Source organism: Paenalcaligenes sp. GW821-LYS-B07-1 (genome assembly GCF_058803365.1).
The window spans coordinates 1598828-1623346 of sequence record NZ_CM179516.1 but is presented as its reverse complement, the minus strand read 5'-3'; the positions used below and the strand labels follow the sequence as shown (position 1 = coordinate 1623346).

The 24519-nt window shown below is 49.4% G+C and carries 24 protein-coding genes; 8 read left to right on the top strand and 16 right to left on the bottom strand.

Annotation, left to right across the window (positions count from 1 at the left end; genetic code table 11):
* Positions 1-175: 175 nt before the first annotated feature.
* Positions 176-1105 (top strand): ornithine cyclodeaminase family protein, encoded by a 930-nt coding sequence (locus AC3QL0_RS07700; RefSeq protein WP_493010812.1) that lies wholly within the window; start codon positions 176-178, stop codon positions 1103-1105.
* Positions 1106-1107: 2 nt separating this feature from the next.
* On the opposite strand, the gene AC3QL0_RS07695 is transcribed toward AC3QL0_RS07700, so the two are convergent.
* Positions 1108-1854, bottom strand: a complete 747-nt coding sequence (locus tag AC3QL0_RS07695; protein ID WP_493010811.1) for a sulfite exporter TauE/SafE family protein — start codon at positions 1852-1854, stop codon at positions 1108-1110.
* 88 nt (positions 1855-1942) lie between these two features.
* Between AC3QL0_RS07695 and AC3QL0_RS07690 the strand changes: the two genes are divergently transcribed.
* Positions 1943-2842 carry a LysR family transcriptional regulator gene (locus tag AC3QL0_RS07690; RefSeq protein ID WP_493010810.1) on the top strand — a complete coding sequence of 300 codons (900 nt, stop codon included), beginning with the start codon at positions 1943-1945 and terminating at the stop codon, positions 2840-2842.
* A gap of 7 nt (positions 2843-2849) precedes the next feature.
* Here the strand turns inward: AC3QL0_RS07690 and AC3QL0_RS07685 are convergent, their stop codons facing one another.
* From AC3QL0_RS07685 to AC3QL0_RS07665, 5 genes are all read right to left on the bottom strand, one after another.
* Positions 2850-3161, bottom strand: coding sequence for a TfoX/Sxy family protein (locus AC3QL0_RS07685; RefSeq protein ID WP_493010809.1), 312 nt, complete (start codon positions 3159-3161; stop codon positions 2850-2852).
* Between the two features lie 91 nt (positions 3162-3252).
* Positions 3253-3768, bottom strand: coding sequence for a class IV adenylate cyclase (locus tag AC3QL0_RS07680; RefSeq protein WP_493010808.1), 516 nt, complete (start codon positions 3766-3768; stop codon positions 3253-3255).
* 256 nt (positions 3769-4024) lie between these two features.
* On the bottom strand, positions 4025-4306 hold the full coding sequence (locus AC3QL0_RS07675) for a peptidylprolyl isomerase (RefSeq protein WP_166409041.1): 282 nt from the start codon (positions 4304-4306) through the stop codon (positions 4025-4027).
* A 141-nt stretch (positions 4307-4447) separates the two neighbouring features.
* Entirely contained in the window at positions 4448-4909 is a 462-nt protein-coding gene (locus AC3QL0_RS07670) for a YaiI/YqxD family protein (RefSeq protein ID WP_493010807.1), read from the bottom strand.
* Positions 4910-4998: 89 nt separating this feature from the next.
* Positions 4999-5610 carry a DJ-1/PfpI family protein gene (locus tag AC3QL0_RS07665; RefSeq protein ID WP_493010806.1) on the bottom strand — a complete coding sequence of 204 codons (612 nt, stop codon included), beginning with the start codon at positions 5608-5610 and terminating at the stop codon, positions 4999-5001.
* 112 nt (positions 5611-5722) lie between these two features.
* Here AC3QL0_RS07665 and AC3QL0_RS07660 point away from each other — a divergent pair, with 112 nt between their 5' ends.
* Positions 5723-6283, top strand: a complete 561-nt coding sequence (locus tag AC3QL0_RS07660) for a TetR/AcrR family transcriptional regulator (protein WP_493010805.1) — start codon at positions 5723-5725, stop codon at positions 6281-6283.
* A 27-nt stretch (positions 6284-6310) separates the two neighbouring features.
* On the opposite strand, the gene AC3QL0_RS07655 is transcribed toward AC3QL0_RS07660, so the two are convergent.
* Both AC3QL0_RS07655 and AC3QL0_RS07650 read right to left on the bottom strand, forming a co-directional pair.
* The gene (locus AC3QL0_RS07655) at positions 6311-6955 is read right to left on the bottom strand and encodes a LysE family translocator (RefSeq protein WP_493010804.1); all 645 of its coding nucleotides are present in this window, start codon (positions 6953-6955) and stop codon (positions 6311-6313) included.
* A 93-nt stretch (positions 6956-7048) separates the two neighbouring features.
* Complete coding sequence (locus AC3QL0_RS07650) at positions 7049-7888, bottom strand: AraC family transcriptional regulator (RefSeq protein WP_493010803.1); 840 nt, start codon at positions 7886-7888, stop codon at positions 7049-7051.
* 117 nt (positions 7889-8005) lie between these two features.
* On the opposite strand from AC3QL0_RS07650, the gene AC3QL0_RS07645 reads away from it, so the two are divergent.
* Positions 8006-8659: a response regulator gene (locus AC3QL0_RS07645; RefSeq protein WP_493010802.1), complete on the top strand. Its 654-nt coding sequence runs from the start codon at positions 8006-8008 to the stop codon at positions 8657-8659.
* Positions 8660-8667: 8 nt separating this feature from the next.
* On the opposite strand, the gene AC3QL0_RS07640 is transcribed toward AC3QL0_RS07645, so the two are convergent.
* Positions 8668-10818, bottom strand: a complete 2151-nt coding sequence (locus AC3QL0_RS07640; protein ID WP_493010801.1) for an ATP-binding protein — start codon at positions 10816-10818, stop codon at positions 8668-8670.
* Positions 10819-11290: 472 nt separating this feature from the next.
* Between AC3QL0_RS07640 and AC3QL0_RS07635 the strand changes: the two genes are divergently transcribed.
* The 4 genes from AC3QL0_RS07635 to AC3QL0_RS07620 all read left to right on the top strand — a co-directional run bounded on the left by AC3QL0_RS07635 (position 11291) and on the right by AC3QL0_RS07620 (position 13821).
* Positions 11291-11497 (top strand): response regulator, encoded by a 207-nt coding sequence (locus AC3QL0_RS07635; RefSeq protein ID WP_493010800.1) that lies wholly within the window; start codon positions 11291-11293, stop codon positions 11495-11497.
* A 24-nt stretch (positions 11498-11521) separates the two neighbouring features.
* Positions 11522-12484: an EAL domain-containing protein gene (locus AC3QL0_RS07630; RefSeq protein WP_493010799.1), complete on the top strand. Its 963-nt coding sequence runs from the start codon at positions 11522-11524 to the stop codon at positions 12482-12484.
* Between the two features lie 189 nt (positions 12485-12673).
* The gene (locus tag AC3QL0_RS07625; protein ID WP_493010798.1) at positions 12674-13138 is read left to right on the top strand and encodes a hypothetical protein; all 465 of its coding nucleotides are present in this window, start codon (positions 12674-12676) and stop codon (positions 13136-13138) included.
* Between the two features lie 224 nt (positions 13139-13362).
* On the top strand, positions 13363-13821 hold the full coding sequence (locus AC3QL0_RS07620) for a hypothetical protein (RefSeq protein ID WP_493010797.1): 459 nt from the start codon (positions 13363-13365) through the stop codon (positions 13819-13821).
* 72 nt (positions 13822-13893) lie between these two features.
* On the opposite strand, the gene purF is transcribed toward AC3QL0_RS07620, so the two are convergent.
* From purF to aceE, 7 genes are all read right to left on the bottom strand, one after another.
* Positions 13894-15387 carry an amidophosphoribosyltransferase gene (gene purF / locus AC3QL0_RS07615; protein WP_493010796.1) on the bottom strand — a complete coding sequence of 498 codons (1494 nt, stop codon included), beginning with the start codon at positions 15385-15387 and terminating at the stop codon, positions 13894-13896.
* 20 nt (positions 15388-15407) lie between these two features.
* Positions 15408-15896: a CvpA family protein gene (locus AC3QL0_RS07610; RefSeq protein ID WP_493010795.1), complete on the bottom strand. Its 489-nt coding sequence runs from the start codon at positions 15894-15896 to the stop codon at positions 15408-15410.
* Positions 15893-16705 (bottom strand): SPOR domain-containing protein, encoded by an 813-nt coding sequence (locus tag AC3QL0_RS07605; protein ID WP_493010794.1) that lies wholly within the window; start codon positions 16703-16705, stop codon positions 15893-15895. Before AC3QL0_RS07605 ends, AC3QL0_RS07610 begins: the two co-directional genes overlap by 4 nt.
* Positions 16706-16747: 42 nt before the next feature.
* Positions 16748-18136 carry a bifunctional tetrahydrofolate synthase/dihydrofolate synthase gene (gene folC / locus AC3QL0_RS07600; protein ID WP_493010793.1) on the bottom strand — a complete coding sequence of 463 codons (1389 nt, stop codon included), beginning with the start codon at positions 18134-18136 and terminating at the stop codon, positions 16748-16750.
* Between the two features lie 77 nt (positions 18137-18213).
* Entirely contained in the window at positions 18214-19977 is a 1764-nt protein-coding gene (gene lpdA / locus AC3QL0_RS07595) for a dihydrolipoyl dehydrogenase (protein ID WP_493010792.1), read from the bottom strand.
* A 9-nt stretch (positions 19978-19986) separates the two neighbouring features.
* Positions 19987-21675, bottom strand: coding sequence for a dihydrolipoyllysine-residue acetyltransferase (aceF, locus tag AC3QL0_RS07590; protein WP_493010791.1), 1689 nt, complete (start codon positions 21673-21675; stop codon positions 19987-19989).
* An 11-nt stretch (positions 21676-21686) separates the two neighbouring features.
* On the bottom strand, positions 21687-24395 hold the full coding sequence (gene aceE, locus AC3QL0_RS07585; RefSeq protein ID WP_493010790.1) for a pyruvate dehydrogenase (acetyl-transferring), homodimeric type: 2709 nt from the start codon (positions 24393-24395) through the stop codon (positions 21687-21689).
* Positions 24396-24519: the final 124 nt, after the last annotated feature.

Below are 24519 nucleotides of genomic sequence, written 5' to 3'. Positions count from 1 at the left end.
TCCTTTGCCGATAGCATGAAAATGACAGAATTTAGGATGTCTTTACGTCTACGTGTAAACCCTCCCAACCCCAATGAGGATCATTTTTTGGTGTACAAAAAACCCACTTGGCTTTCTTCATTTTTTACGTAACACTACTGCCATTCGCCCAATTACTTCTGGAGTCACCACGGCCATGCCCGCTACCTATCTACGCTACGAAGACGCCAAATCTGTGCTTAGCTGGCCAGAAGCTGTAGAGGCATTACGCCAAGGACATACGTTACCCAAAGCTGAGATGCACGACCTACTGTTTGGGCCTGACAACGGTATGTTGATGACGCGCGCAGCACGTATAGAAGGCATAGGGTTTGGTATCAAAACTGAAAGTGTGTTTAACCACAATGCTACTCATGGATTACCCAACACACACGGTACGGTGCAGCTTTTTACACCTGACACCGGTGTTTTGCGGGCCATTATCGAGGCACAACTAATCACTGATTTGAAAACAGCTGCTGATTCAGTGCTAGGCGCAACCTTGCTTGCTCGTCCTGATAGTAAGCATCTGGTTATTGTGGGTGCTGGGGTTGTCGCTGGAAATCTAGCACGCGCTTACCGCGCGCTTTTTCCCAGCATAGAACAGGTATCCATCTGGGCTAGGCGCGTAGAAAAGGCACAAACACTCTGCAATCAGTTGGGTGACTTAGGTATAGCAGTTCGCGCCGTGTCTGATTTGCCTGCCACCCTAGCAAGGGCAGATATTGTGGCAAGTGCCACGCAAGCACAAAGCCCTATACTACGCGGTGAATGGATACGCCCAGGCACTCACATAGATTTGGTAGGCGCGTTTACACCTACGATGCGCGAAGCAGACGACGCCCTCATTGCTGCATCAGCGCTATATGTAGACTGCCATACCACCACGCACCATATAGGTGAAATTGCTGCCCCTATCGCTTCTGGCGCTATTAGCCCCACACACCTGCGAGGTGATTTGTACGAGTTGGTCGTTCATCCCCATAACTTACGTACTGAACATGACATTACCGTGTTTAAAAATGGCGGTGGCGCACACTTAGATGTGATGGTGGCAGACTGTTTGCTTAAAAAGTTAGGGCTGTAGCATCACAGAAAAGGCTGCGAAGCTAACTCTACGCCTAGCACCACCAAAAACACCAAGAAAAACTGTTTAAAACGTTTAGGGCTAATGCGCGCACGTACATGCCCTCCTAGCCACATGCCCAACAAGGCAGGCAATACAGCCCACATCGATAAGCCTAACTGCTCTAACCTAAATGCCCCATGCATAAGCAACCCCACCGCCAGTGCTACAGTAGACACGGTAAACGACAACCCCAAGGCTTGCACTAGCTCATCTTTGCTCAGGTTCAACGCACTGATATACGGCACCGCAGGCATCACAAATACACCCGTTGCGCCCGTGATGATTCCCGTCAATAAGCCGACTAACGGCGATGCCCAACGTTCTGTGTTAGCAGGTACAACAAACACTGGCGCGACCAATGCATAGGTGGCATACACCATCAACGCTACGCCCAAAGCGAAGCCTGACCACAATGGGTTTACATGTACCAACAGCAATGAGCCCCCTACTGTCCCCACACAAATAGTTGCTAACAATGGCCACAAACGACGCAGCAGCTTCAGCATGGCGGGGCCTGCCAACAACTGCCAGACATTCGTGATAAATGAAGGCAGTACCAACATTGCCGCCGCCATGGAAGCAGGCATCGTGGTACCTAATATACCCATCGCTACCGTAGGCAGCCCCATTCCGGTCACGCCCTTCACCATACCCGCAACAAAGAAGGTGGCCGTGATTAAAACGTAAAAAGAAAGTTCTGTATTCATGACTGTATTGAAGCCAATCCAGCCCTGGTGCACAATGAGGATTCTTCGCAGCAGCCTTCGGAAAACCCGAAGCATAGGAAACTAAAAAATGCGTCTTGATCTCTCTGACTTACGTCTTTTCTTATGCATTATTGATGCAGGAAGCATCACTCAAGGGGCTATACGTGCGCACTTAGCACTGGCCTCAGCCAGTGAACGGCTGCGTAAAATCGAAGATGAAGTAGGCGTGCCATTGTTGATACGCCAGCCCCGTGGAGTCATCACCACCGAAGCGGGTGAAGCCTTAGCGCACCACGCCCGTCTGATACTGCGCCAACAAGATCTGCTCAAAGGTGAGCTGCACGATTTTGTGACGGGTACGCGTGGGACGTTAACGCTGTACGCCAATACCGCCGCACTCAGCCACTTTCTGCCGCAACGCTTAGCGGTATGGCTAAGCTCACGCCCACAGTTGCGTGTAGAACTCAAAGAGCGCACCAGTGAAGAAATCGTTCAGAGTATTACGGTAGGTGTGGCGGACGCTGGCATTGTGTCAGATGCCATAGCTGCCCCTCACCTACACTTGCAGCCCGTAGCTGCCGATCATCTGCTGCTGATTGTGCCGCCTGACCATAGATTGGCTCAACACACAAAACTGTCATTTGCTGATGTGGTCACAGAAACCTTTGTGGGCCTTAGCCCCGGCAATGCGCTACAAGACCACATAGACTCGCAAGCACATGCTCTAGGTCATGTGCTGCAATCGCGCATACAGATGAAAACGTTTGAGGGCATGTGCGAGATGGTTCAACATGGCATAGGCGTCGCTATTCTACCCAAAGCGATTGCCACCCAATACCAGCGTCGGTATACCTATAAAAAACTGGCATTGACCGATGAGTGGGCTACACGCCAACTGTGCGTGTGCTATCAAGACTGGAATGCGTTAGGCCCGCCGCTACAAAGCCTATTGATGCATCTGGGTGCTACTCCCCCTCCACCCCATTAATGCGCCTTCAAGCCTTACGTTTCTTACGTGGCTTAGGGTCGGGTAAATCACCATACGTTGCCAGAACAAGCTCAATCAGCCAGTCTCGGTCTTCCCACCTATCTGCCGTAACCAGTAGGTATGCTTTAGCACCGGGATACGGAAACCCCTCTTCCAATTGTGGCGCCACATGACGGCCTGCAGGTGTGATTTTCATATACAGCTGATCATCACACACAAACCCTACAGGCTTGCCAGACACATACACGCAGTATTCACCAAACATGCGTCTGGTGCTGAGCTGGTTCACACTAGAAAGTTGATCCAGCAAAAAATTCATAATCTCTGCTGATGTCGCCATAGTTTGCTCAGCTCAAAAAGTGGTAACGCCCTATTTTAAATGCTATCGGTCCTACTGCTATGCCATATTGTTAGGATTTTTGTGCTAACAGATCTACGTAAGCACCCTCAATAAGCTGATTTTCCCCCACGCCCAACTGCTGCATCAACGCGTAGGCTTCTTTCATACCTGTCTCTGAAGTCTCACCGTCTTCTAGCACCACTTCCAACTCTAAAAACTCACCTAAACCCTCTACACGATCCAAATGAATACGAGTACGGCCAGCGATCACCAATGTACGGTGCTTAATGACCCGCCCCACGACGCCATGCGCGGCTGCCAATACTTCTCGTAGTTGCTGCGGCTGCGTGGTGCTACTGATCAGGTAAAAAGACTCTTTAGGACCAGCCTGATTAGCACGACTATAGAAAATCAGCTCACCCCGTTGAGCATCAAAAGCACGCAATTTCAATCGTCCATTTGCACACTGAAAGAACGTATCGTCTTGCTGTATCTCGACTGGAGCAGCCGTTGCTACCGCTAATGCTTTGGGTAGCACAGCCGCAATACTGTCTATGTATGCTTTGATTTCTATATTTCGTGCCATGCGTGCTCCTTGGTGCTTCTGGTTATCTTGGTCTATCTATAGCTCGTTGCTGTGCTGATGACACGCTGCCATCGCTACGGCTGCATTATTGTCGCGCATCACTGGGACACAAACCGGAACTCAGCAAGATGGTCATTAGATCCACAAAACTCAACGGCGTCTTGGTGGCTTGGGCAATAAACACAGCGGCTAATGTTAAGTAGAGAGAAAAGCCAGCATGATGCTGGCTTTTCTCAGACTACAGATAACAACTATCTTAGTCGTTACGCTCGGTCACTAGAACCAAGTGGTAACCGAATTGTGTTTGCACTGGGCCTTGAACAACGCCAACGGGGGCGCTGAATACCACTGCGTCAAACTCAGGAACCATTTGGCCACGGCCAAAACTACCCAATGCACCACCTTGACGGGATGAAGGGCAGCTAGAGTTAGCTTGTGCCAACTGCGCGAAATCTGCGCCGTTTTCAATTTCAGTTTTCAGTTCTTGCGCTCTTTCTGCGCTGCTAACCAAGATGTGGCTTGCGGATGCTTGTGCCATAGTATGCTCCTAAACAATCGACCTGAAAGGTTAACGCAAATTTGCTAAAAATGCAGGCATTGCCACACTGAAAATCATGAAAAGCGTTAACCAACTACTGATAGCATCCCGCCTCAACACCTATTTATTGCTTGATGCACATTACACTGCTGGCGTTCTCGCCAACCGCATCATTAAAGCGTCCAACGCATTGGCAAACTCTCGTCGGTCTGACTGACTAAACGCCGCAGGCCCACCTACTTCCACACCTGAGTTACGCAGTTCTTCCAGCATATCGCGCATGGATAAACGTTCACGTATGTTGTCAGGTGTAAAACGTTCGCCGCGCGTGCTAAGCACATGCACACCGTTTTCTACCAATTGTGCCGCCAACGGAATATCACCCGTAATCACCAAATCACCGGCACTGGCGTGCTGCACGATGTAATCATCAGCCACGTCAAAACCTCGTGGTACTTGTACTGCCTTGATCAAGTGAAAAGGCGGTGTACGCAGCATTTGATTAGCCACCAGAGTTAATGACTTTTGCCAGCGTTGTGAGGCTCTGAATAAAATCTCTTTAACCACCACCGGACAGGCGTCAGCATCTACCCAAATCTGCATAGTTTTCCCTACTACCTTGCATTACCATGCGCCATTGTAGAAGATGCTGGCGGCCCACATACAGATGAATTGTATGACCTGCTCAATCCCTACTGCACCAACACCCTAGCTTGCTGAATACTTGTTGAAATCAATTGCTCATAATGCGCTTGTTGCCCGGCTGGCAATACCGGTAGCAAGGTTTCTTGACGCTTGGTCACACCAAATAAAGACTCTACCAGCCACCCTACTAAATACAGGGCAGCTAAACAGCCCCCAGCTGTTGCCACCCTATCACAACACACTAAAGCCTGTTCCACCACCTCTACACCACTTGAGCGCAAAGCGGCCTGCGCTTCTGGATGCGTTGTGGCTTGTGATTGCGTCAGCAAGCCTAAACGCTCAAGAATAAAGGCGCCTGCACAAATAGAGCCTATGTATTGCTTACTACTGTCCAAGCTCAACGATGGTAAAAAGTCGGGGTCCTGTAACGCAGCAGGTATGCCTTGTTTACCACTAGAGAAAAGCACCGCATCCGCTGTATTGGCTTCAGACACCGAGCCATGCACATCAATTTTCAGCCCATGAGCAGAGGTAATCGTAGGGCTGGTTGCCAAAATGCGAACCGTCCAATCTTGCTGATTGCGGCCCAAGATATCCCACATCAAAAACAGATCTAGATCGGTAAATTGGTCAAATGCTACTAGCGCAATAGTTTTCAAGACGAACTCCTTAGTCCACTCACCGCACACCAAATACGGTGATAATACGTATGTAGAATTCGCAATTTATCAACTTGGATAACGCCATACACAGCCTGTATGGCCACTCGCTATGGGTACTCTCACTCGTCACCACTGGATAGAAGCTGGCTTGAATGCACTAGAACACGAAGGTCATGCTGGTGTATCAGCTGAAAACCTAGCGCGCCGTTTACACGTGACGCGTGGCTCGTTTTATCACCACTTTCACAGCAAATCTGACTATGTGACAGCCTTACTTAGCTACTGGGAAGAAGACTACACACACCGAATGCTGGCCTATGCCTCACATGGCACTAATTCTGCAGACACCCTATTACGTTATGTAGACATTGCGTCCGAAAAACGCCCACACATAGAAGTAGCGATTAGAGCGTGGTCATTAATAGACCCGTTAGTTGCCAGCTTTCAAAAACGTGTAGACCAAACCAGGTTAGATTTTGCTGTGAACACCAGCCAGCGCTGGGGAGCTTCCCCAGCCCTCGCTAAGCTTATAGGCCAAGCAGCGCACCTCTGTTTAATAGGTGGTCAACAGACTGGACTGCGTCACGATGCACCCCGTTTTACTGGTTTCATCCAACAAGCCTTAAAGGTCGCAGAAGGCTCTTTACTGCCATCTTTCCTAAAACGCTAATACCATCTAGTCTAGATAGCTGACTGGCTACCGGTGCAGTACCATGGCGCCCAACACAGCCATCGCAAGCAGAATCAGCATGACACCTGAAACACGCTCTAACCATGGCTGTATTCTGGCAAAACGCTGTAATACACGTTGATTACCGATGAGCACAGCCACCAACGTATCCCATAACGCCACGAGGCTAAACATCCATAGGCCATAAAACACTTTCCAGCCTACGCTGATGGCATAGGGTTCTGTGAGAAGGCTCACTAAGCTGGCGTAAAACAAAGCATTCTTAGGGTTCAGAATGCCTGACAAGAACCCCATGCCTAGCGCTCGCCACCATGCCCTATACGCCGTCGTTGCCGATGTTTTTTGTGTAGACATCGGTACATGTAACGTGCCATCCCCTGCATAGCAGATAAACAGTACGCCTAAGTAAAACAGGTAAATACACCCTGCCATCTGCAAAATCACAAACCAGATGCTGTCTGGGTGCATGGCCTCTACACCGGCAAAGGCTACAACGATGAACACACCATTTGCTAACGCTATGCCTAGGCTTGCTCCGCTGGCAACCTTCCACCCAGCCGTTAACGAGGTTCGAGCAACAAGAAAGAAATCAGGACCAGGAGAAAGCAGCGCTAAGAAATGCGCTGCGGCTATCACTAAAAACAGCTGCATTGACAGAAACACACCTCAAAAAAGTTAGGTGTAGTCTGCCTAAGAGCCTGATGGGTGTATTGAAGAAAATTGCAGTGCTCATGCCTTGTGGCATCACGCCTTATAACAACCTGGCGTCACCCCGGTATAGGCTTTAAACACACGTTGGAAATGCGCCTGATCGGCGAACCCTAAATGCTGGGCCAGGTCAACTAGGCTATCACCGTGATGCATCAATGATCTGGCAACATTTATGCGCAAATTCAGTTGCCATACGTGCGGTGTCATACCCGTTACCGTTCTGAACGCACGGATTAGCTGATACCGGCTCATGCTAGTTAACGCAGCCAACTCTGCTAATGACACTTTTTCTGTAGGTACGTTACGTAGGTACTCTAACGCTGGTTGGATTTTCTTCGCAACAAGTGACGTATTGCTAACTGACTCTACCCACACACTTTGTGATACGTCGTAATCCCCCACAAACTCTATGAGTGCGGCCTCTTTTTCATCCGCTGTTGCCGCCGAAAACAAGACATCATTGAGGTGACAGAACTGCACGTACAACGCCGCATCCGACACCACACGAACCGGCTCTACCTTACGAGAGCCATCATCAACATACTCTTGTCGCACTGTGCACAGCCACCACACATCTAGGTGCAACATCTGATAGCTCCACGCGCTGTCAGGGGCAGGATTACACGCATGCACACGTTCTGCTGGCACAAACACTAATGAACCAGGACGTAATGCAACCGGGCCGCCCTCTGCTCCCGTAAACACACTGCTACCACCATCTACGGCTCCAATAGAAAACGTAGGGTGAGAATGCGGTTTATAGCAGGCTCTACTATGACAAGCACGGCGTGTTTCTACGAACGGAAGCATAGGGTCATGCCAAAACTGCTGTCCCTGATTCTGCTGAATATTCCGCTCTGCGGTCCTCGCCATTGCTCTCATCATTTTTTGGTAATCTCCATTTGTGCCAATCATACGCTTACTCATCACGCTCGCAGAAATAAGCCTGGCACAACATAAGCTAACTGTACTTTTTACACTGGATTAATCATGCAACCCCGCATTGTAATTGTTGATGACCACCCCTTAATGTGCATGGCTGTGCGTCTTGTTCTTGAGCGTGAAGGCTATGAGGTCGTAGCCGAATGCCATACTGGTGCTGACTGCGTACAAACCGTACGTAGCTTAGAACCCGACTTAGTGATACTTGATTTAAGCATTCCCAAACTGGATGGGTTTTCGGTCATTGATCGGCTGCGTAGCTCTAACGTCAAAACTAATATTCTGATTCTGACCTCTAGTGACTCTAACCACTACGCTTTTCGCTGTCTGCAAGCTGGTGCCTCGGGCTTTGTGTGCAAAGACGATAAGCTAGAAGAACTAACCCGAGCCGTAAAAGCGGTACTTGCCGGGTACTCCTACTTTCAAAAAGAAGTCACTGACCAATTACGTGAAAACGCGTTTATTAGCGCCCGAAAAAATACGTCAACCAACGTGTCTGAGCTGTCACTCTTAACCGATAGAGAACTCACGGTATTTGGGCTACTAGTGAAAGGTATGAACAACCAAGAAATTAGCCATACCCTGATGCTGAGTCACAAAACCATCAGCACCTACAAAATACGGCTGATGAGTAAACTCAACGCCCCCAACATGGTTGAGTTGGTGAAAATAGCCCAACGCAATGATATTGCCACAACCTAACTAGCACTCTATACGCAAGGAGCCGTCGTAAACAACCGCCTATAGCGACTGCTCATTTCTTCCAAAAGACAACATAACTTTTGTATGGATTCCAGCGCCCCGCTATCGCTCAACCAATCGCCCTGACAGATTGACTCTACCTGCCTACAAGCCTGTACTAAGGTCTGATGATCCAACATGCGTGCTACACCTAAAACTTGATGCACTAACTCGGCAATACTGCTGCAATCTTGTGGCTCATAAGGTGGTTGTAACTGCTGTCTAGCATCGTCAACAGATTTTAGAATTTCCCTGGCTAAGAGCCATGCTTTTTCTCTACGTCCGCCCGTCAACGTCAGCAAGGTCTCAAAATCCTGAGCCCTCAATGTGGATTCTGCAACAGGTGCTTGGCTGTAGTGACGTGGCTCGTTAGGATTGTCTGGTTCTGGGCACTCACTATACGCACGAGATAATGACGCGAGCTTTGCTTGCAAAGCCTCTAGCCCTAAAGGCTTAACCATGCAGTCATCCATACCTGCCGCTAAGCCTCTCTGCATTTCTTCGCGCTGTGCGTCAGCCGTCAGACCCAAGATCAAACATGGTGATTGTTGCATCATGTGCTCTTCATGACGTATAGCCTCGGTAAGCTCCACACCGGACATGCCTGGCATTCTACAGTCTGTAATTACCACATCAAACGTTGTGATACGCCATAGTGCCAGAGCTTGCTGCCCTGTAGTGGCTTCGCTAAAGGTGTGCCCCAGAAACTCCAATTGCTGACATAGTAATTGACGGTGTACGGCGTAATCATCTACCACTAAAACATGCAATGGCTGTACAGATGCTTGTGGTACTAAGGAGCTTAGCTCTTGGCTCTGAACAGTTATCCCCTTGCCCTGCGCTAGCGGCACCTCTAGCTCAATCACCATACAGGTACCCGCATTCAACGAGCTGTACATGGTTAGGGTGCCGCCCATTAATTCACACAATGAGCGCGTAATTGCTAAACCCAGCCCTGAGCCTGACGGGTCGGCACTTTTATTTAACTGCGTAAACGGTAAAAACAAACGTTTCTGCTCATTTTCGGATATCCCTATACCTGTATCGCTCACCGTTAATTGCATACGCATAATACCGTTGCCTACGCTCTGTCCTACGGCACTAATCTTTACATGTCCTGTAACGGTGAACTTGATGGCATTGCTCACTAAATTAAACAGCATTTGCCTTACCCTAACAGGGTCCGCCAACACATCCGTAGATGCATACGCATCTAACTCTAGCAACAGCGCTAGCCCTTTTTCTTTGGCCAACCCCTCAAACGGCAAGGCTACGGACTCTATCAAGCTTTTGAAACTCACACGCTCAGGGATAAATACCAGTCTGCCCGATTCTATTCTAGAGATATCTAACACATCGCCAATCAAGTCCTGCACACCATGGGCGCAGCTATATGCAATCTGTATGCCCTTTTTATCCAGTACCCCTTGATCGGCCTGATACTGCACTAGCTCTAATGTCCCAATCACAGCACTCAGCGGCGTACGGATTTCATGACTCATTGTTGCCAGAAAACTGGTCTTTTCTCTATTGGCTTGCTCTGCCTGCTTGCGGGCGATCTCTAGCTCTGTGACCACCTGCTTCAATTCCGCAATCAATCGCTGCTGTTCCGTAACATCTAACCAGCCACAAACTACGCCTTGCATCACGCCATTCGCATCATGAAAGGGTTGAATCCAATGATCTATCCAGCGCTCTTCTCCGTTCATGATGGTGGCACGCCGCATACGTAGCGCTTGATTACTCGCTATGGCGTGCATGTAGGCCTGATGCATGGCTTGTGCCGCACCAAACTTTGGAGGGCCTTGCAAAACCGTTTTCCCATACAAGTCTTCTGCTTTGGCCCCTACTGCTTCCAAATAGCTACGCGTGCCGCTAATAAACTTCCCTGCGATATCACGTACATAAATAGGTTGAGGCGTAGCCTCACTTAATGTGTCAAGGAATTCTAGCTGGTCATTTAAGGCTTTTTCAGAAGCAATACGCTGAGCAACCTGCTTACGCAAGTACAGGACCCACGCCACAAAAACAGTCACTAACACCCCGGCAATGCTAGGCAATATCAATGTACATGAGCTTTCTAGAGCCTGCAGTACTGTCGCTGTTATTGAGTCGGCCACATCCGTTACTACCTAAAAATGCTAGATTACATCGCGCTACACCTCTGCCCCGGCTTCGCCATCAAGCACACTGCTCAGTGCATTCGCCCCCTCCCTGTAGATTTCAATGTATCTGATTCAAGAGTCAAACCAGATCAGACTTCTCCCCTGTTCAGACAGAAATCACACTCCCACTGCATCAGATACTTCTTATGACTTCATAACACCCAGCAAAGCCCCTCCGCTATTCGCATTGCTACGGATACGCTAAAGCCGTTCTGTAGTGCTTAGCTGCGTTTTTGTGTGTTACCTGCTACGCCTAGTATTAAAGACGAATCCACAGCTCAATCAGATCCTTCCGCATTCCTACCCTATGACGAACACACTACGCTGCCCACATGGCGTAGTGGGTTACGTTTCTACTGTCATGACGTACTGTTTGCGTGGTGACACACCATGCTAGGAAGGCGCAACAAGCTCTGGAGTCTTATCAATGCGCTATCGTATTCTGGTCGTAGAAGATCACCCATCCCTACTCGCCAACATTACCCATACCTTGGCAAGCTTAGGCCCTCATCACGTTAACGGCGTTAGTAGCGGTAGAGAGGCTTTGCGCCGGCTCTCAGAGGTGGCCTACGATCTAGTACTTAGCGATTTGCATATGCCAGATATAAATGTGCTTTCACTGATAGAACAATAGCCTACATATCAGCCTGCACTTGCTTTGATCAGCAGCGATCCCTTACCCATATTGTCTGGGGTTTCCCAAGCGGCTACAGCTAGGGAAATTAACGTACTGGGCACCTATACCAAACCCTTTACCCAGCGCTGTGGCAGCACACTTTTACGCGACCTACATACACATCAACAGCAGCTCACACCCGTCGTCTGCCCACCTTGCCACACACATTCCAATCACATAGTGCAGACGGCACTAGCTACCCATGCTATTCAAGCTTGGTATCAACCTCAATACTCTATGGGTGAGCAAAAAATAGTGGGGGTAGAAGCATTGGCACGCTGGGAGCATCCTAGCCTTGGGTTACTTCCCCCTAGTGCCTTCCTACCCGATATAGAACGTGCTGGCTTACACGAAATATTGCTGTACAACATGCTGCAGCAAGCCATTTCAGCCCAACAGTATTGGCGCACACTAGGCCATGAACTTAATGTGTCCATCAACCTGCACACTCGCCTCTTGAACGACTTAACGCTACCTGAGCGGCTCTATAAGCTCGTCATGGCGCAAAACGCCAGACCGAATGCTATAACGTTTGAGTTAACTGAACACACAACCACTACCGAGACTGGGCACTACTACAGTGGTGCCACACGATTGCGCATGATGGGTTTTACCCTGTCGCAAGACGACTTCAGCACAGGCTACAGCTCATTTTACAAACTACTTTCTACGCCTTTTAACGAGTTCAAACTAGACCGTGCCCTGCTCCACAATGCTCTTAAGCATGAACACTTTCGTACAGCCTTGCATAGCCTTATTCGCTTAGGAAACGATCTAGAGTTAACAGTGGTTGCCGAAGGCGTGGAATCCCAACAAGAAGCAGATCTCCTTCATCACATGGGGTGTGACATTATTCAGGGCTTTTTGATCTCACCTGCCGTGCGTCATGATGCATTAGCCCAACTACTAGATCAGTCCTGGCCGATTTCCTTACATGCACACTGAGATTTTTTCTACTCTGCCGCTAGTGTTCTACAAAGATTTGCTTGATGCCCCCATTGAGAGCTAGTGCTTTGTATTTACAAATAGAAAAGTCCTATGAGACTTGTCTGAAGTAGATAAGGATGCGTCTGATATAGACGAGGAGCTGTGCTGGTTATTCTGGAACACATAAACCACGTTCGGAGTACACCTATGACCCAAACTCAAATCAGCATGCACAACATTGACAGTTTCTTCTACTCCCCTTCGGAAGAACTCAAAAATAAAAACATATTAAGCACCGACAACAAACTAGGTTTTTTGACCATTGGTGCCTTGTTAGATAGCAGGGTCTGCCAAGCGTTAAATGAAATTACGCAGTTACCTAAGCTTGGTTCCGCTATCCCTGCACAAGTACCTTTCAGCATGGAAAAGCATCTCTGGAACCCTATACGTGCTTGGAGAGAATACCTGTGCCTAAGCAGCGAGTGCATGGCTAAGAAAATGAATTTGGATGTAGCAGAATACCTTGAGATCGAAGATCAACCTACTCAACTTGATGATGCCGCTATCCATAACATTTCTGCCAAGCTTGGGATTCATAAACGATTACTGGTGAAATCCATAGAGAAATACAACCAAGCATGGGCTTTTATGAAAGGTATAAACCCACAATAACCTGCCATCTCATGCCCATCAGCCACTACCGCATCACATCTCTGATGGGCATGAGGCGTCATCACGATGCCTGAACAGTAGGCTCTCAACACACAAAGGGCACCACAAACTCATCAAAAAAACACGACTATGAGAATTATCTGAAGCTGATACAGACAGCTCTGATACCACTGCTTCTAGGCGATTGCTATTCTGGGCGGCATGACCATGTTCGGAGTACTACTGTGTCTCATACCCAAACCAGCATTCATGACATTGATGGCTTCTTCTACTCTCCCTCGCAATTGCTGAAGAGTAAAAATCTCTCTACCAAAGATAAGAAAACCGGATTTTTAACCAGTGGCGCATTATTAGATAGTAGGGTCTGTAAGGTACTGAACGAAATTATCCAGCTACCCAAGCCCAACATGACTATACCCGCAGAGGTCTCCACCAATATGGAGAAACACCTCTGGAACCCCATACGCGCTTGGCGAGAGTATTTGTACTTAAGCAGCGAATATATGGCTAAAAAAATGAATCTGGATATCGCCGAGTATCTAGAAATAGAAAATCAACCATTCAAGCTTAACGACGACATTCTCAATAGGCTGTCTACCAAATTTGGCATACACAAAACCCTATTGCTGAAATCCATAGAAAAATACAACCAAGGATGTATTTTGCTAAAAGGTATAGACTAAAAACAAAGTGCCATAACCCCTTGCAAGGTTATGGCACGCTACTGTCAGTCGCGGCAGCACATTACATGCGCATTAGTCGTCTGCAGGCATAGATTTTTTACGCTTATTAGCCTCTTCTTTCTCTTGGCACAAACGCAGCAAATAGGCTTCATTAATGTCGCCTGTGACGTACTCACCGTGGAAACAAGAACCTTCGAACTCTTTGATCTCAGGGTTCAAGTCACGCAATGCTTGCTCCAGATCTGCCAAGTCTTGGAAAATCAGACCATCTACACCAATTTCTTTGGCGATTTCATCTACATCGCGGTTATGTGCAATCAGCTCACCATAGGTAGGCATGCTCACACCGTATACGTTTGGATAACGTACTGGTGGCGCAGCAGAGGCTAAATAAACCTTGTTTGCACCAGCCGAACGCGCCATTTCAACGATTTCTTTGCTGGTAGTACCACGCACAATGGAGTCATCCACCAGCAATACGTTTTTGCCTTTGAATTCCATAGGAATAGGACTCAACTTCTGGCGTACTGATTTCTTACGTACAGCCTGGCCTGGCATGATGAAGGTACGGCCAATGTAACGATTTTTGATCAGACCTTCGCGGTATGGCAGGTTCAATCTGTCAGCCAACTGCATAGCCGATGGACGTGAAGAGTCTGGAATTGGCATCACCACGTCGATGTCACTCAGGCGCACAGTTTTTGCCACTTTGTCGCCCAAGTACTCACCCATGTTTAAACGGGCATCGTACACAGAAATACCGTCAACCGTAGAGTCAGGACGTGCAAAGTATACGAACTCGAACAAACATGGCATCAACTTAGCGGATTCCATGCACTGGCGGCTATGAGGTTCACCGTTCAAGTCAATCCAAATGGCTTCGCCTGGTTTAACATCGCGCACCAAATCAAAGCCACAACCTGTCAGCGCCACAGACTCCGAGGCAAACATCCATTCTGTACCTTGTGCGGTTTCACGTTTACCCATACACAATGGACGGATGCCGTTAGGATCACGGAAAGCCACCATACCCAAGCTAGCCACTTGAGCAATCACCGAGTAGGAACCTCTAGCGCGGGTGTACACAGCGTTTACTGCTGCAAAGATAATGCTTTCAGCGTCTGAACCTTGGTTGGACGCTTGTTGCAACTCGTGCGCAAACACGTTCAGCAATACTTCGGAATCTGAGCGTGTGTTCATGTGACGTCTGTCTATGCTGAACAATTCCTCACGCAATTCACGCCAATTGGACAAATTGCCGTTATGCACAAAACTGATACCAAATGGAGCATTTACATAGAAGGGTTGTGCCTCTTCGATGCTATCGCTATCGCCTTCGCAGGGATAACGCACATGCCCTAGACCACTATTACCTGGCAGCGCACGCATATTGCGTGTGCGGAACACGTCTCTAACTAGTCCCTTGCCCCGGTGTGTGTGAAAGAAGTTATCGTTAAAAGTAGTAATGCCAGCGGCATCCTGACCACGGTGCTGCAAAAGCAGCAAACTATCGTAGATCAATTGGTTTACGGGACTGTACGCGTACGCCCCAACGATTCCACACATAATAATGTTCCAGTGCTAGTTTAGTAAGGTAACCAAGATGCTAAAGAAGATGGCAGTAACTGCTTTAACTGCTGCACGGCATTCACGCAGGCTTTTGATAGTCGCGCCTCTTGCCACCAGGGCTCTTTAGGCAACTCGGTATAGCCGGCCAATATGACCAGCAACAATGCAAATACCACACCCCTCAAGAGGCCAAAGAGCGCGCCAAATGCATGATCAGCAGACCCCAGGCCACTGCGATCTATCAAGGTCGCCAGCATCATATTCAATAGGCCAAGGGTCAATAAAGCCGCAATAAAAAGCACTGCGTAGGACACAGCAGTGCGAAGCAAATCGTTATTCAGATAGTCGGTTAGTAAGACGGAGAGCGAAGGTCCCCACCATATAGCAACCAGAAATGCAGCGATGTAAGCAATCAAGGAGAGCAGCTCTTTGAGCAGCCCCCTGATTAATCCTAGGATACTGGAGAGTCCTAGTAGTGCTAACAGTAAATAATCAAAGCTTGTCACTTGGTAGAAATAAAACTATTCGCATACCCTAACGAGCGTAAGCGCGTTTGGGCTGCCTGCGCGGCTTCACGTGTAGGGAAAGGCCCTACGCGCAGCCTGTACGCAGTTTTGCCGCCAGATGTGGTGCTTTCCACATAAGCGTTAGTAACACCTGCGTTTACTAACTGTCGGCGACGGGTCTGTGCATCATTTTCCGACGAATAGGCCGCAATCTGCAAGATAAAGTTACCACGTTGTGCATTATTGCTACCCGAGGATGCTGTTGAATTGCTGCTAGGTGGGGTACGCCCTTCCAGCAATGCTAATGCTACAGCGCCATCATCAGTTCGCTGATTATTGTCGCGGCGTGGAGATGGTGGCGGAGGTGTAGAAGGTTGTGTCGCGGGGCGTGTAGGCTGCGCCACTGCAGGCTTAGGAGGCTCTACAGCCGCAGGCTGCTGCGTAGCGGGCGTAGAAGACCCTGCTGTAGCTGTATTACCCGGTGTCACAGGCGTAGGCTGCTGCATTGCAAGCACAGTGCCCTCGTCGCCTGTTGCTTCACCAGTATCTTGCTCGCCTACTACTGTACCTTGTGTAGGCTCAGCTTCAATAACGGGTGGAACGATAGCTGGAATCACAGCCATCACCGGTTCAGGCATATTCTCAGAATCGTTACTGGTGAGAAAAGGAACAATCACCACCGCTGCCAATACAAGAACCAACGCGCCTACTAATCGACGGCGTGCTCGCGTACGCATCTCGCGCAATTGCGCATCACTGGACTGACGTCGTGATGCACCACCTGTTTCTTTGTTTGAGAACAACCCCATGTATCTGAAACCCACTAAGTAAAAACCGCTTGCACCACACAGTTAGCGAGGATCTCTACCTAAATGCTTGAGAACCGGGCCAACTGTGGCGAATGAACCAAATACAAGAATTCTATCATTCGGTTGGGCATCTGTTAGTGCTTGCTCGAAAGCTTTAACCGGATTTTCACACTCTCTAACAGTTGTTTCAAAATAGTTTACACGTTTGCCGGCTGCGGGACGAACACCGGGCTTGCGGTCACTATCTGATGCACCAGCCTCTAGAGGATTACTCTGTACTGCCCCCATTTTTTTCACGCCATTTAGTAGCGCTGCCAAATCACGGCTACTTAATCCGCGAGGCCCTTCTAAGGTAGCCACGTACCAACTATCAATTCTATCGATCAGCAAGCGCAATACGCCCGCTGCATCTTTATCATTCAGCATACCTAACACGGCCAATGTACGGCCTGTGCACGGCATTTGATCCAGATTCTGCGCCAATGCACCCGCTGCATGCGGATTATGAGCCACATCCAATACCACCAAAGGCTCGCCAGGCAAAATCTGTAAACGACCAGGGATAGAGGCACGGTTCAAACCACTACGCACAGCTTGGGCCGACACCACCAACTTCATTTGCAGCGCTTCTAGGGCTGCCAAGGCTGCCGATGCATTCAACAGCTGATTTACGCCACGCAGTGACGGGTATGCTAAGCCCGCACGACGTTGCTCACGACCACCGTAAGCCCACTGTTGGCTATCGCCAGAGTAATTAAAATCTTTTCCAAACAACCACAGGTCAGCACCAATTTCATTGGCGTAGCGCTGTACAGACTCTGGCGGCAACGGGTCTGCACAAATAGCAGGCCTGCCAGGTCTGAACACATGCGCTTTTTCCCAGCCCACGGCGTCGCGTGAATCGCCCAGATAAGCAATGTGATCAATGTCTACGCTGGTGAGGATAGAGCAATCGGCATCAACCATGTTAACGGCGTCTAAACGGCCGCCCAGCCCTACTTCCAGAATAGCTACATCTACTTTTTCTTGTTCAAACATTAACAGCGCCGCTAAGGTAGCGAACTCAAAGTAGCTCAGCGATACCTCGCCACGCGCTTGTTCAATGCGGAAAAATTGCTGGGTAATCTGTGCGTCAGTTGCCAACTCGCCATTCAATTGAATGCGCTCGTTGTAATGCACCAGATGAGGGGAAGTATAGAGGCCAGTTTTATAACCAGCGGCGCGCAAAATGGCATCCAAAATGGTACAGGTAGAACCCTTCCCATTAGTGCCTGCCACCGTGATGGTGACAAACGGCGTTTGCAGTGCAAGGTTTTTTGCGACTTGTTTGATGCGATCCAACCCTAAGTCGATTTCGGTAGGATGTAGGGTTTCCAGATATGTCAGCCATTGTTCCAGCGAGCTGGTGGCTGTCAAAGAATGATTCAACATGGTCAAAGCACACAAAAAAACAGCAGGTGCTAATGATAGCACCTGCCATTACTGACGTCAGGTTAATGACGAAAAAACTACTTGCGACGTACAGGTGGCAAATCGGTGCATGCACCCAATGAAGCCTCTGCCGCCATACCCACAGACTCACCCAAGGTAGGATGTGGGTGGATGGTTTTGCCAATATCAACAGCATCCGCACCCATTTCAATGGCCAACGCCACTTCGCTGATCAAATCGCCAGCGCCCGTACCTACGATGGTTCCACCTAGGATACGTTTGCTTTCTGCGTCGAAAATCAGCTTAGTGAAGCCTTCGTCGCGTGCATTAGCAATCGCACGACCAGAAGCCTGCCATGGGAAATGCCCTTTCTCAATGGCAATACCCTCTTTCTTGGCCTCTTCTTCGGTCATACCTACCCACGCTACTTCTGGGTCAGTGTACGCAACAGAAGGAATCACACGTGCATCAAAGAAGGCTTTTTCGCCATGAATCACTTCTGCTGCTACGTGGGCTTCGTGTACGGCTTTATGCGCCAACATAGGTTGACCTACGATGTCACCAATCGCGTAGATGTGCGGCACGTTAGTACGTTGCTGACTGTCTACGTTGATGAAACCACGGTCAGTCACAGCAATACCCGCTTTGTCTGCACCAATCTTGTTGCCATTAGGCGTACGGCCTACGGCTTGCAATACCAAGTCGTAGCGCTGAGCTTCTGCTGGGGCTTTATCGCCCTCAAACTTGACCCAAATACCGTCTTCGCGTGCTTCAGCAGAAACTGTTTTGGTGTTCAGCATAATGTGATCGAAACGGTGTTCGTTCATTTTCTGCCAAACTTTTACGGCTTCGCGGTCTGCACCTTGCATCAGGCCGGATTGCATCTCTACCACGTCTAAACGTGCGCCCAGAGCTGAGTACACTGTACCCATTTCCAGACCGATAATGCCACCACCAACGATCAGCATTTTCTTAGGCAGGAATGGCAATTCCAACGCCCCTGTAGAGTCCACAATACGTGGGTCTTCAGGCAAGAATGGCAGTTTCACAGACTGGCTACCTGCAGCGATAATGGCCGATGCAAATTTCAACACTTGCTCTTTACCATCTGCCGCACGTACTGAAATGTGGTGAGGGTCTACAAACGCGCCCACGCCATTCACTACAGTCACTTTACGGGCTTTGGCCATACCAGCCAAACCGCCAGTCAACTTACCGATAACGGATGTTTTGTAGTCACGCAGTGCGTCTAGCTCGATCTTGGCTTCGCCAAAACGAATACCGTGATCGGCCAAGGCTTTAGCCGCCTCAAACACACCTACGCTGTGCAGCAACGCTTTGGATGGAATACACCCTACGTTCAAACATACGCCACCCAGTGTGCTGTAACGCTCAACCAAGGCTACTTTCATGCCTAAGTCAGCAGCACGGAACGCAGCGGAGTATCCGCCAGGACCCGCTCCCAACACCACTACATCGTACTCACCATCGGCTGCACCGCTGTGCTGTGCAGCTTGGGGAGCTTGTACAGGCGCTGGCGCGGCGGCCGTAGCCGCTGCTACAGGTGCCGCAGCGGCAGCAGGAACCGCCTCTGTTGCTGCACCAGTCGCTTCTATACGTACGATGGCAGAGCCTTCTTTTACTTTGTCGCCCAGTTTGACCAACACTTCTTTGACCACCCCAGCTTCTGCAGCTGGGATTTCCATAGACGCTTTGTCGGACTCAACCGTAATCAGGCTTTGTTCCAGTTCGATGGTATCGCCAACGTTCACCAACAGCTCAATCACCGTTACTTCACCGGAATCACCGATATCAGGCACTTTCAAATCAATCATGCTCATAACGGCTCCTTACAGCAAGATGCGACGGTAATCCGCCAGCAGTGTCGCTATGTAAGCGTTGAAGCGAGCAGCCGATGCACCATCAATCACACGGTGGTCATAAGACAGCGACATTGGCAACATCAGGCGTGGCTCGAACTCTTTGCCATTCCAGATAGGCTGTACGCTAGAGCGGGATAAGCCCATGATGGCCACTTCAGGTGCATTGATGATAGGTGTGAAGTCTGTACCACCAATACCGCCCAAGGACGAAATGGTGAAACAACCACCTTGCATCTGTGCAGCACCCAGTTTGCCTTCGCGAGCCAAACCAGCCAACTCACCAGTTTCTTTAGCGATTTCCAGTACGCCTTTTTTGTCAGCGTCACGGATCACAGGCACTACCAAGCCATTTGGCGTATCGGCAGCAAAACCAATATGGAAGTATTTCTTCAGAATCAGGTTATCGCCATCCAACGATGCGTTGAACTCTGGGAATTTCTTCAGTGCAGCAACCACCGCTTTGATGAAGAACGCCAGCATGGTCACACGTGTACCTGCTTTTTTGCCTTCTTCATTCAGCTGTTTACGGAACTCTTCTAGGCTAGTGATATCTGCTTGCTCGTTGTTGGTGACGTGAGGAATCATGACCCAGTTGCGATGCAAGTTGGCACCAGAGATTTTCTTGATGCGTGACAGCGGAGCGGCTTCCACTTCGCCAAAGCGACTGAAATCGACTTTTGGCCATGGCAACAGATCCAACCCACCGCCAGATAACGATGCACCCGCTGCTGCAGGCGCAGCACCACCCGCCAACGCAGCTTTCACAAACTGACGTACGTCGTCAGCGGTGATACGGCCTTTGTTACCAGAACCATTCACTTTAGTCAGGTTCACGCCCAACTCACGTGCAAATTTACGCACGGATGGAGATGCATGAGGCAAATTGCGCAGAGGCACAGCTGCTTCAGCAAAAGCGGCTGTAGGCGACTCACGTACTGGTGATTGGGATGCAGCCACACCAGCGGCGGAACTCACCACTTCAGTTGCTGTGGAGGCAACCGCTGCTGCTTTAGATGCTTCAGCCACTGGAGCCGCAGGCGTTGCTGCAGGAGCAGCAGAGCTTACTTGCAGTTCAAGAATGTCGGAGCCTTCGCTAACCGTGTCACCCACTTTCACTTTCAGCGCAGTAATCACACCAGCGTGGCTGGAAGGTACTTCCATGGACGCTTTTTCAGTTTCCAGTGTGATCAGGCTTTGATCCGCTTCAATGGTGTCACCCACAGCGACCAGCACTTCAATCACGTCTACATCTCGGGCATCGCCGATATCTGGCACACGTACAGTAATGATGGATGTAGTTGTTTCTGCAGCGGCAGGCGCTGCTGTAGCAACTGGTGCTGCAGCAGGTTTTTCTGCGGCAGCAGGAGCCGCCGCTGGCGCAGCGGCAACCTCTGCTTTAGGAGCCTCCGCGGCACCGGCTGCATCCAGTTCCAGAATCAAGGAACCATGCTTTACTTTATCGCCGATTTTTACTTTCAACGACTTCACCACACCAGCGTGTGACGATGGGATCTCCATCGAAGCCTTATCGGATTCAACGGTAATCAAGCTTTGCTCAACCTCTACGGTGTCGCCAACGGCAACCAGCAGCTCAATCACATCCACTTCACCGTCGTCGCCGATGTCAGGAACAGTGACTTCAATCAAATTGCTCATTTATCTACTCCTTAGGCGTGATGCGGATTGGCTTTCTCGGGATTGATGCCGTACTTTTTGATTGCTTCCAGCACTTTTTCGCGTGGCAGTTTGCCTTCATCGGCCAATGCACGCAGCGCGCTCAATACAACAAAATGACGATCAACCTCAAAGTGCTCACGCAGTTTGTAGCGATAATCAGAACGACCGTAACCGTCAGTACCCAATACACGGTAAATACGACCTTCAGGTACAAAGGCACGGATTTGGTCAGCAAATGCTTTGATGTAGTCAGTAGAAGCGACGATTGGACCATCGGTTTCAGCCAACTTCTGTGTCACGTAAGGTACTGGTGCTTTCTTATCAGCAGGGTTCAGCAAGCTGTAACGCTCACAATCCAAACCCTCACGACGCAATTCTGTAAAGCTGGTCACGCTCCATACGTCGGAACCTACACCCCAGTCTTTTTCTAGCAGTTCTTGAGCAGCGATAACTTCGCGCAAGATCGTACCAGAACCCATTAGTTGTACTTTCAGTTTGCCTGCATCAACAGACTTGAATTTGTACATACCGCGTAGGATGCCGTCTTCGTCGCCAGATTTCAGACCTGGTTGTGCGTAGTTTTCGTTCATCAGCGTGATGTAGTAGTACACATCTTCTTGCTCTTGAACCATACGACGCAGACCGTCACGCATGATGACTGCCACTTCGTGAGCAAATGCCGGGTCGTAAGACACGCAGTTTGGAATCACAGAAGCTTGAATATGGCTTTGACCGTCTTCGTGCTGCAAACCTTCGCCGTTCAGTGTTGTGCGACCGGCCGTACCACCCAGAATGAAACCACGCGCTTGCATATCACCAGCTGCCCATGCCAAGTCGCCAAAACGTTGGAAACCGAACATGGAGTAGTAGATAAAGAACGGGATCATGATCTTGTTATTGCTGGAGTACGACGTAGCAGCAGCGACCCAGGAGCTAAACGCGCCCAGCTCGTTGATACCCTCTTGCAACAACTGACCTTTTTTGTCTTCACGGTAGTACATCACCTGGTCTTTATCGACTGGTGTGTACTTCTGGCCTACAGCAGAGTAAATACCGATCTGACGGAACAAACCTTCCATACCAAATGTACGGGATTCGTCAGCCAAAATAGGTACTACACGTGGGCCCAATTCTTTATCACGCAGCAACTGGTTCAGTACACGTACAAAGGCTTGTGTAGTGGAGATTTCACGGCCTTCGGCTGTAGGCTCCAGTATCGCTTTAAATACTTCCAACTCAGGCGCTGTCAGTTTCTCGCTAGATTTGGCACGACGCTTAGGCAAGTAACCGCCCAACGCTTTACGACGTGCTTGCATGTACTGCATTTCTGGAGAATCATCTGCCGGTTTGAAGTACGGTAAATCTGTCAGTTTGTCGTCAGAAATTGGAATATTGAATCTATCGCGGAATTCGCGGATGGAATCTATATCCAAGCTCTTTTGCTGGTGAGTCGGGTTTTTAGCCTGACCAATATGACCCATACCGTAACCTTTAATGGTTTTGGCCAAGATCACAGTAGGCTGACCTTCGTGTTTCACAGCAGCATCAAATGCAGCATACACTTTGTTTGGATCGTGACCGCCACGGTTCAAGCGCCAAATATCTTGGTCGCTCATACGGCTTACCATTTCTAGCAGACGAGGATCTTTACCGAAGAAGTTCTCACGAACGTAAGCACCGTCATTGGCTTTGTACGCTTGGTACTCACCGTCGATGGTATCTTCCATTACTTGGCGCAACACACCTTCTTTGTCGCGAGCCAACAATGGATCCCAGTAGCCGCCCCAGATCAGTTTGATCACGTTCCAGCCAGCACCACGGAAGGTGCCTTCCAATTCTTGAATGATCTTGCCGTTACCACGTACAGGACCATCCAGACGCTGCAGGTTGCAGTTCACAACAAAGATCAGGTTATCCAGACCTTCGCGTGCTGCTACACCAATAGCACCCAAGGATTCTGGCTCGTCCATCTCGCCATCACCTAAGAATACCCATACTTTACGGCCACTAGTGTCTTGAATGCCGCGCGCATGCAGGTATTTCAGAAAACGAGCCTGATAAATACCCATCAGTGGGCCAAGACCCATGGATACAGTAGGGAACTGCCAGAACTCTGGCATCAATTTAGGGTGAGGATAGGAGGACAAGCCTTTGCCGTCTACTTCTTGACGGAAGTTATCCATTTGCTCTTCGGTCAAAGAGCCTTCCAAAAACGCACGGGCGTACATACCTGGAGAGGTATGACCTTGGAAGTACACCAAGTCGCCACCGTGATTTTCGTTCTCAGCGTGCCAGAAGTGGTTCTGACCACACTCAATCATGGTTGCTAAGGAAGCAAACGATGCAATGTGACCACCCAAGCTGCCGCCATCGGCAGGCGTTTCTTGGTTGGCTTTTACCACCATTGCCATCGCGTTCCAGCGAATATACGAGCGAATACGTTCCTCAATCGCCAAATCACCAGGATTATTTGGCTCCAACCCTACAGGGATGGTGTTCAAGTAAGCCGTGTGCGGAGAGTAAGGGATGTTAGAACCTGAACGGCGCGCCAAGTCAGTTAGGCGTTCCAACAGGTAATGGGCACGTTGTGGGCCCTCACGATCAAGCACGGCCTCTAAAGCTTCTAGCCATTCTTGTGTTTCAAGAGCTGCGTCGGGATTGGCGCTGGCTGGATTACTGTTTTGGTCAAGAGAGGACATATAGCGTCTCCAGTTTTATTGATAGAAGTCCGTGCTGCGATGTTCATCTGCGTTGTAATGTTTGCTTTTCAGACCATAACAGATTGACCGGACCCGTACAGTATTTAGGCAGATCATGCCTATT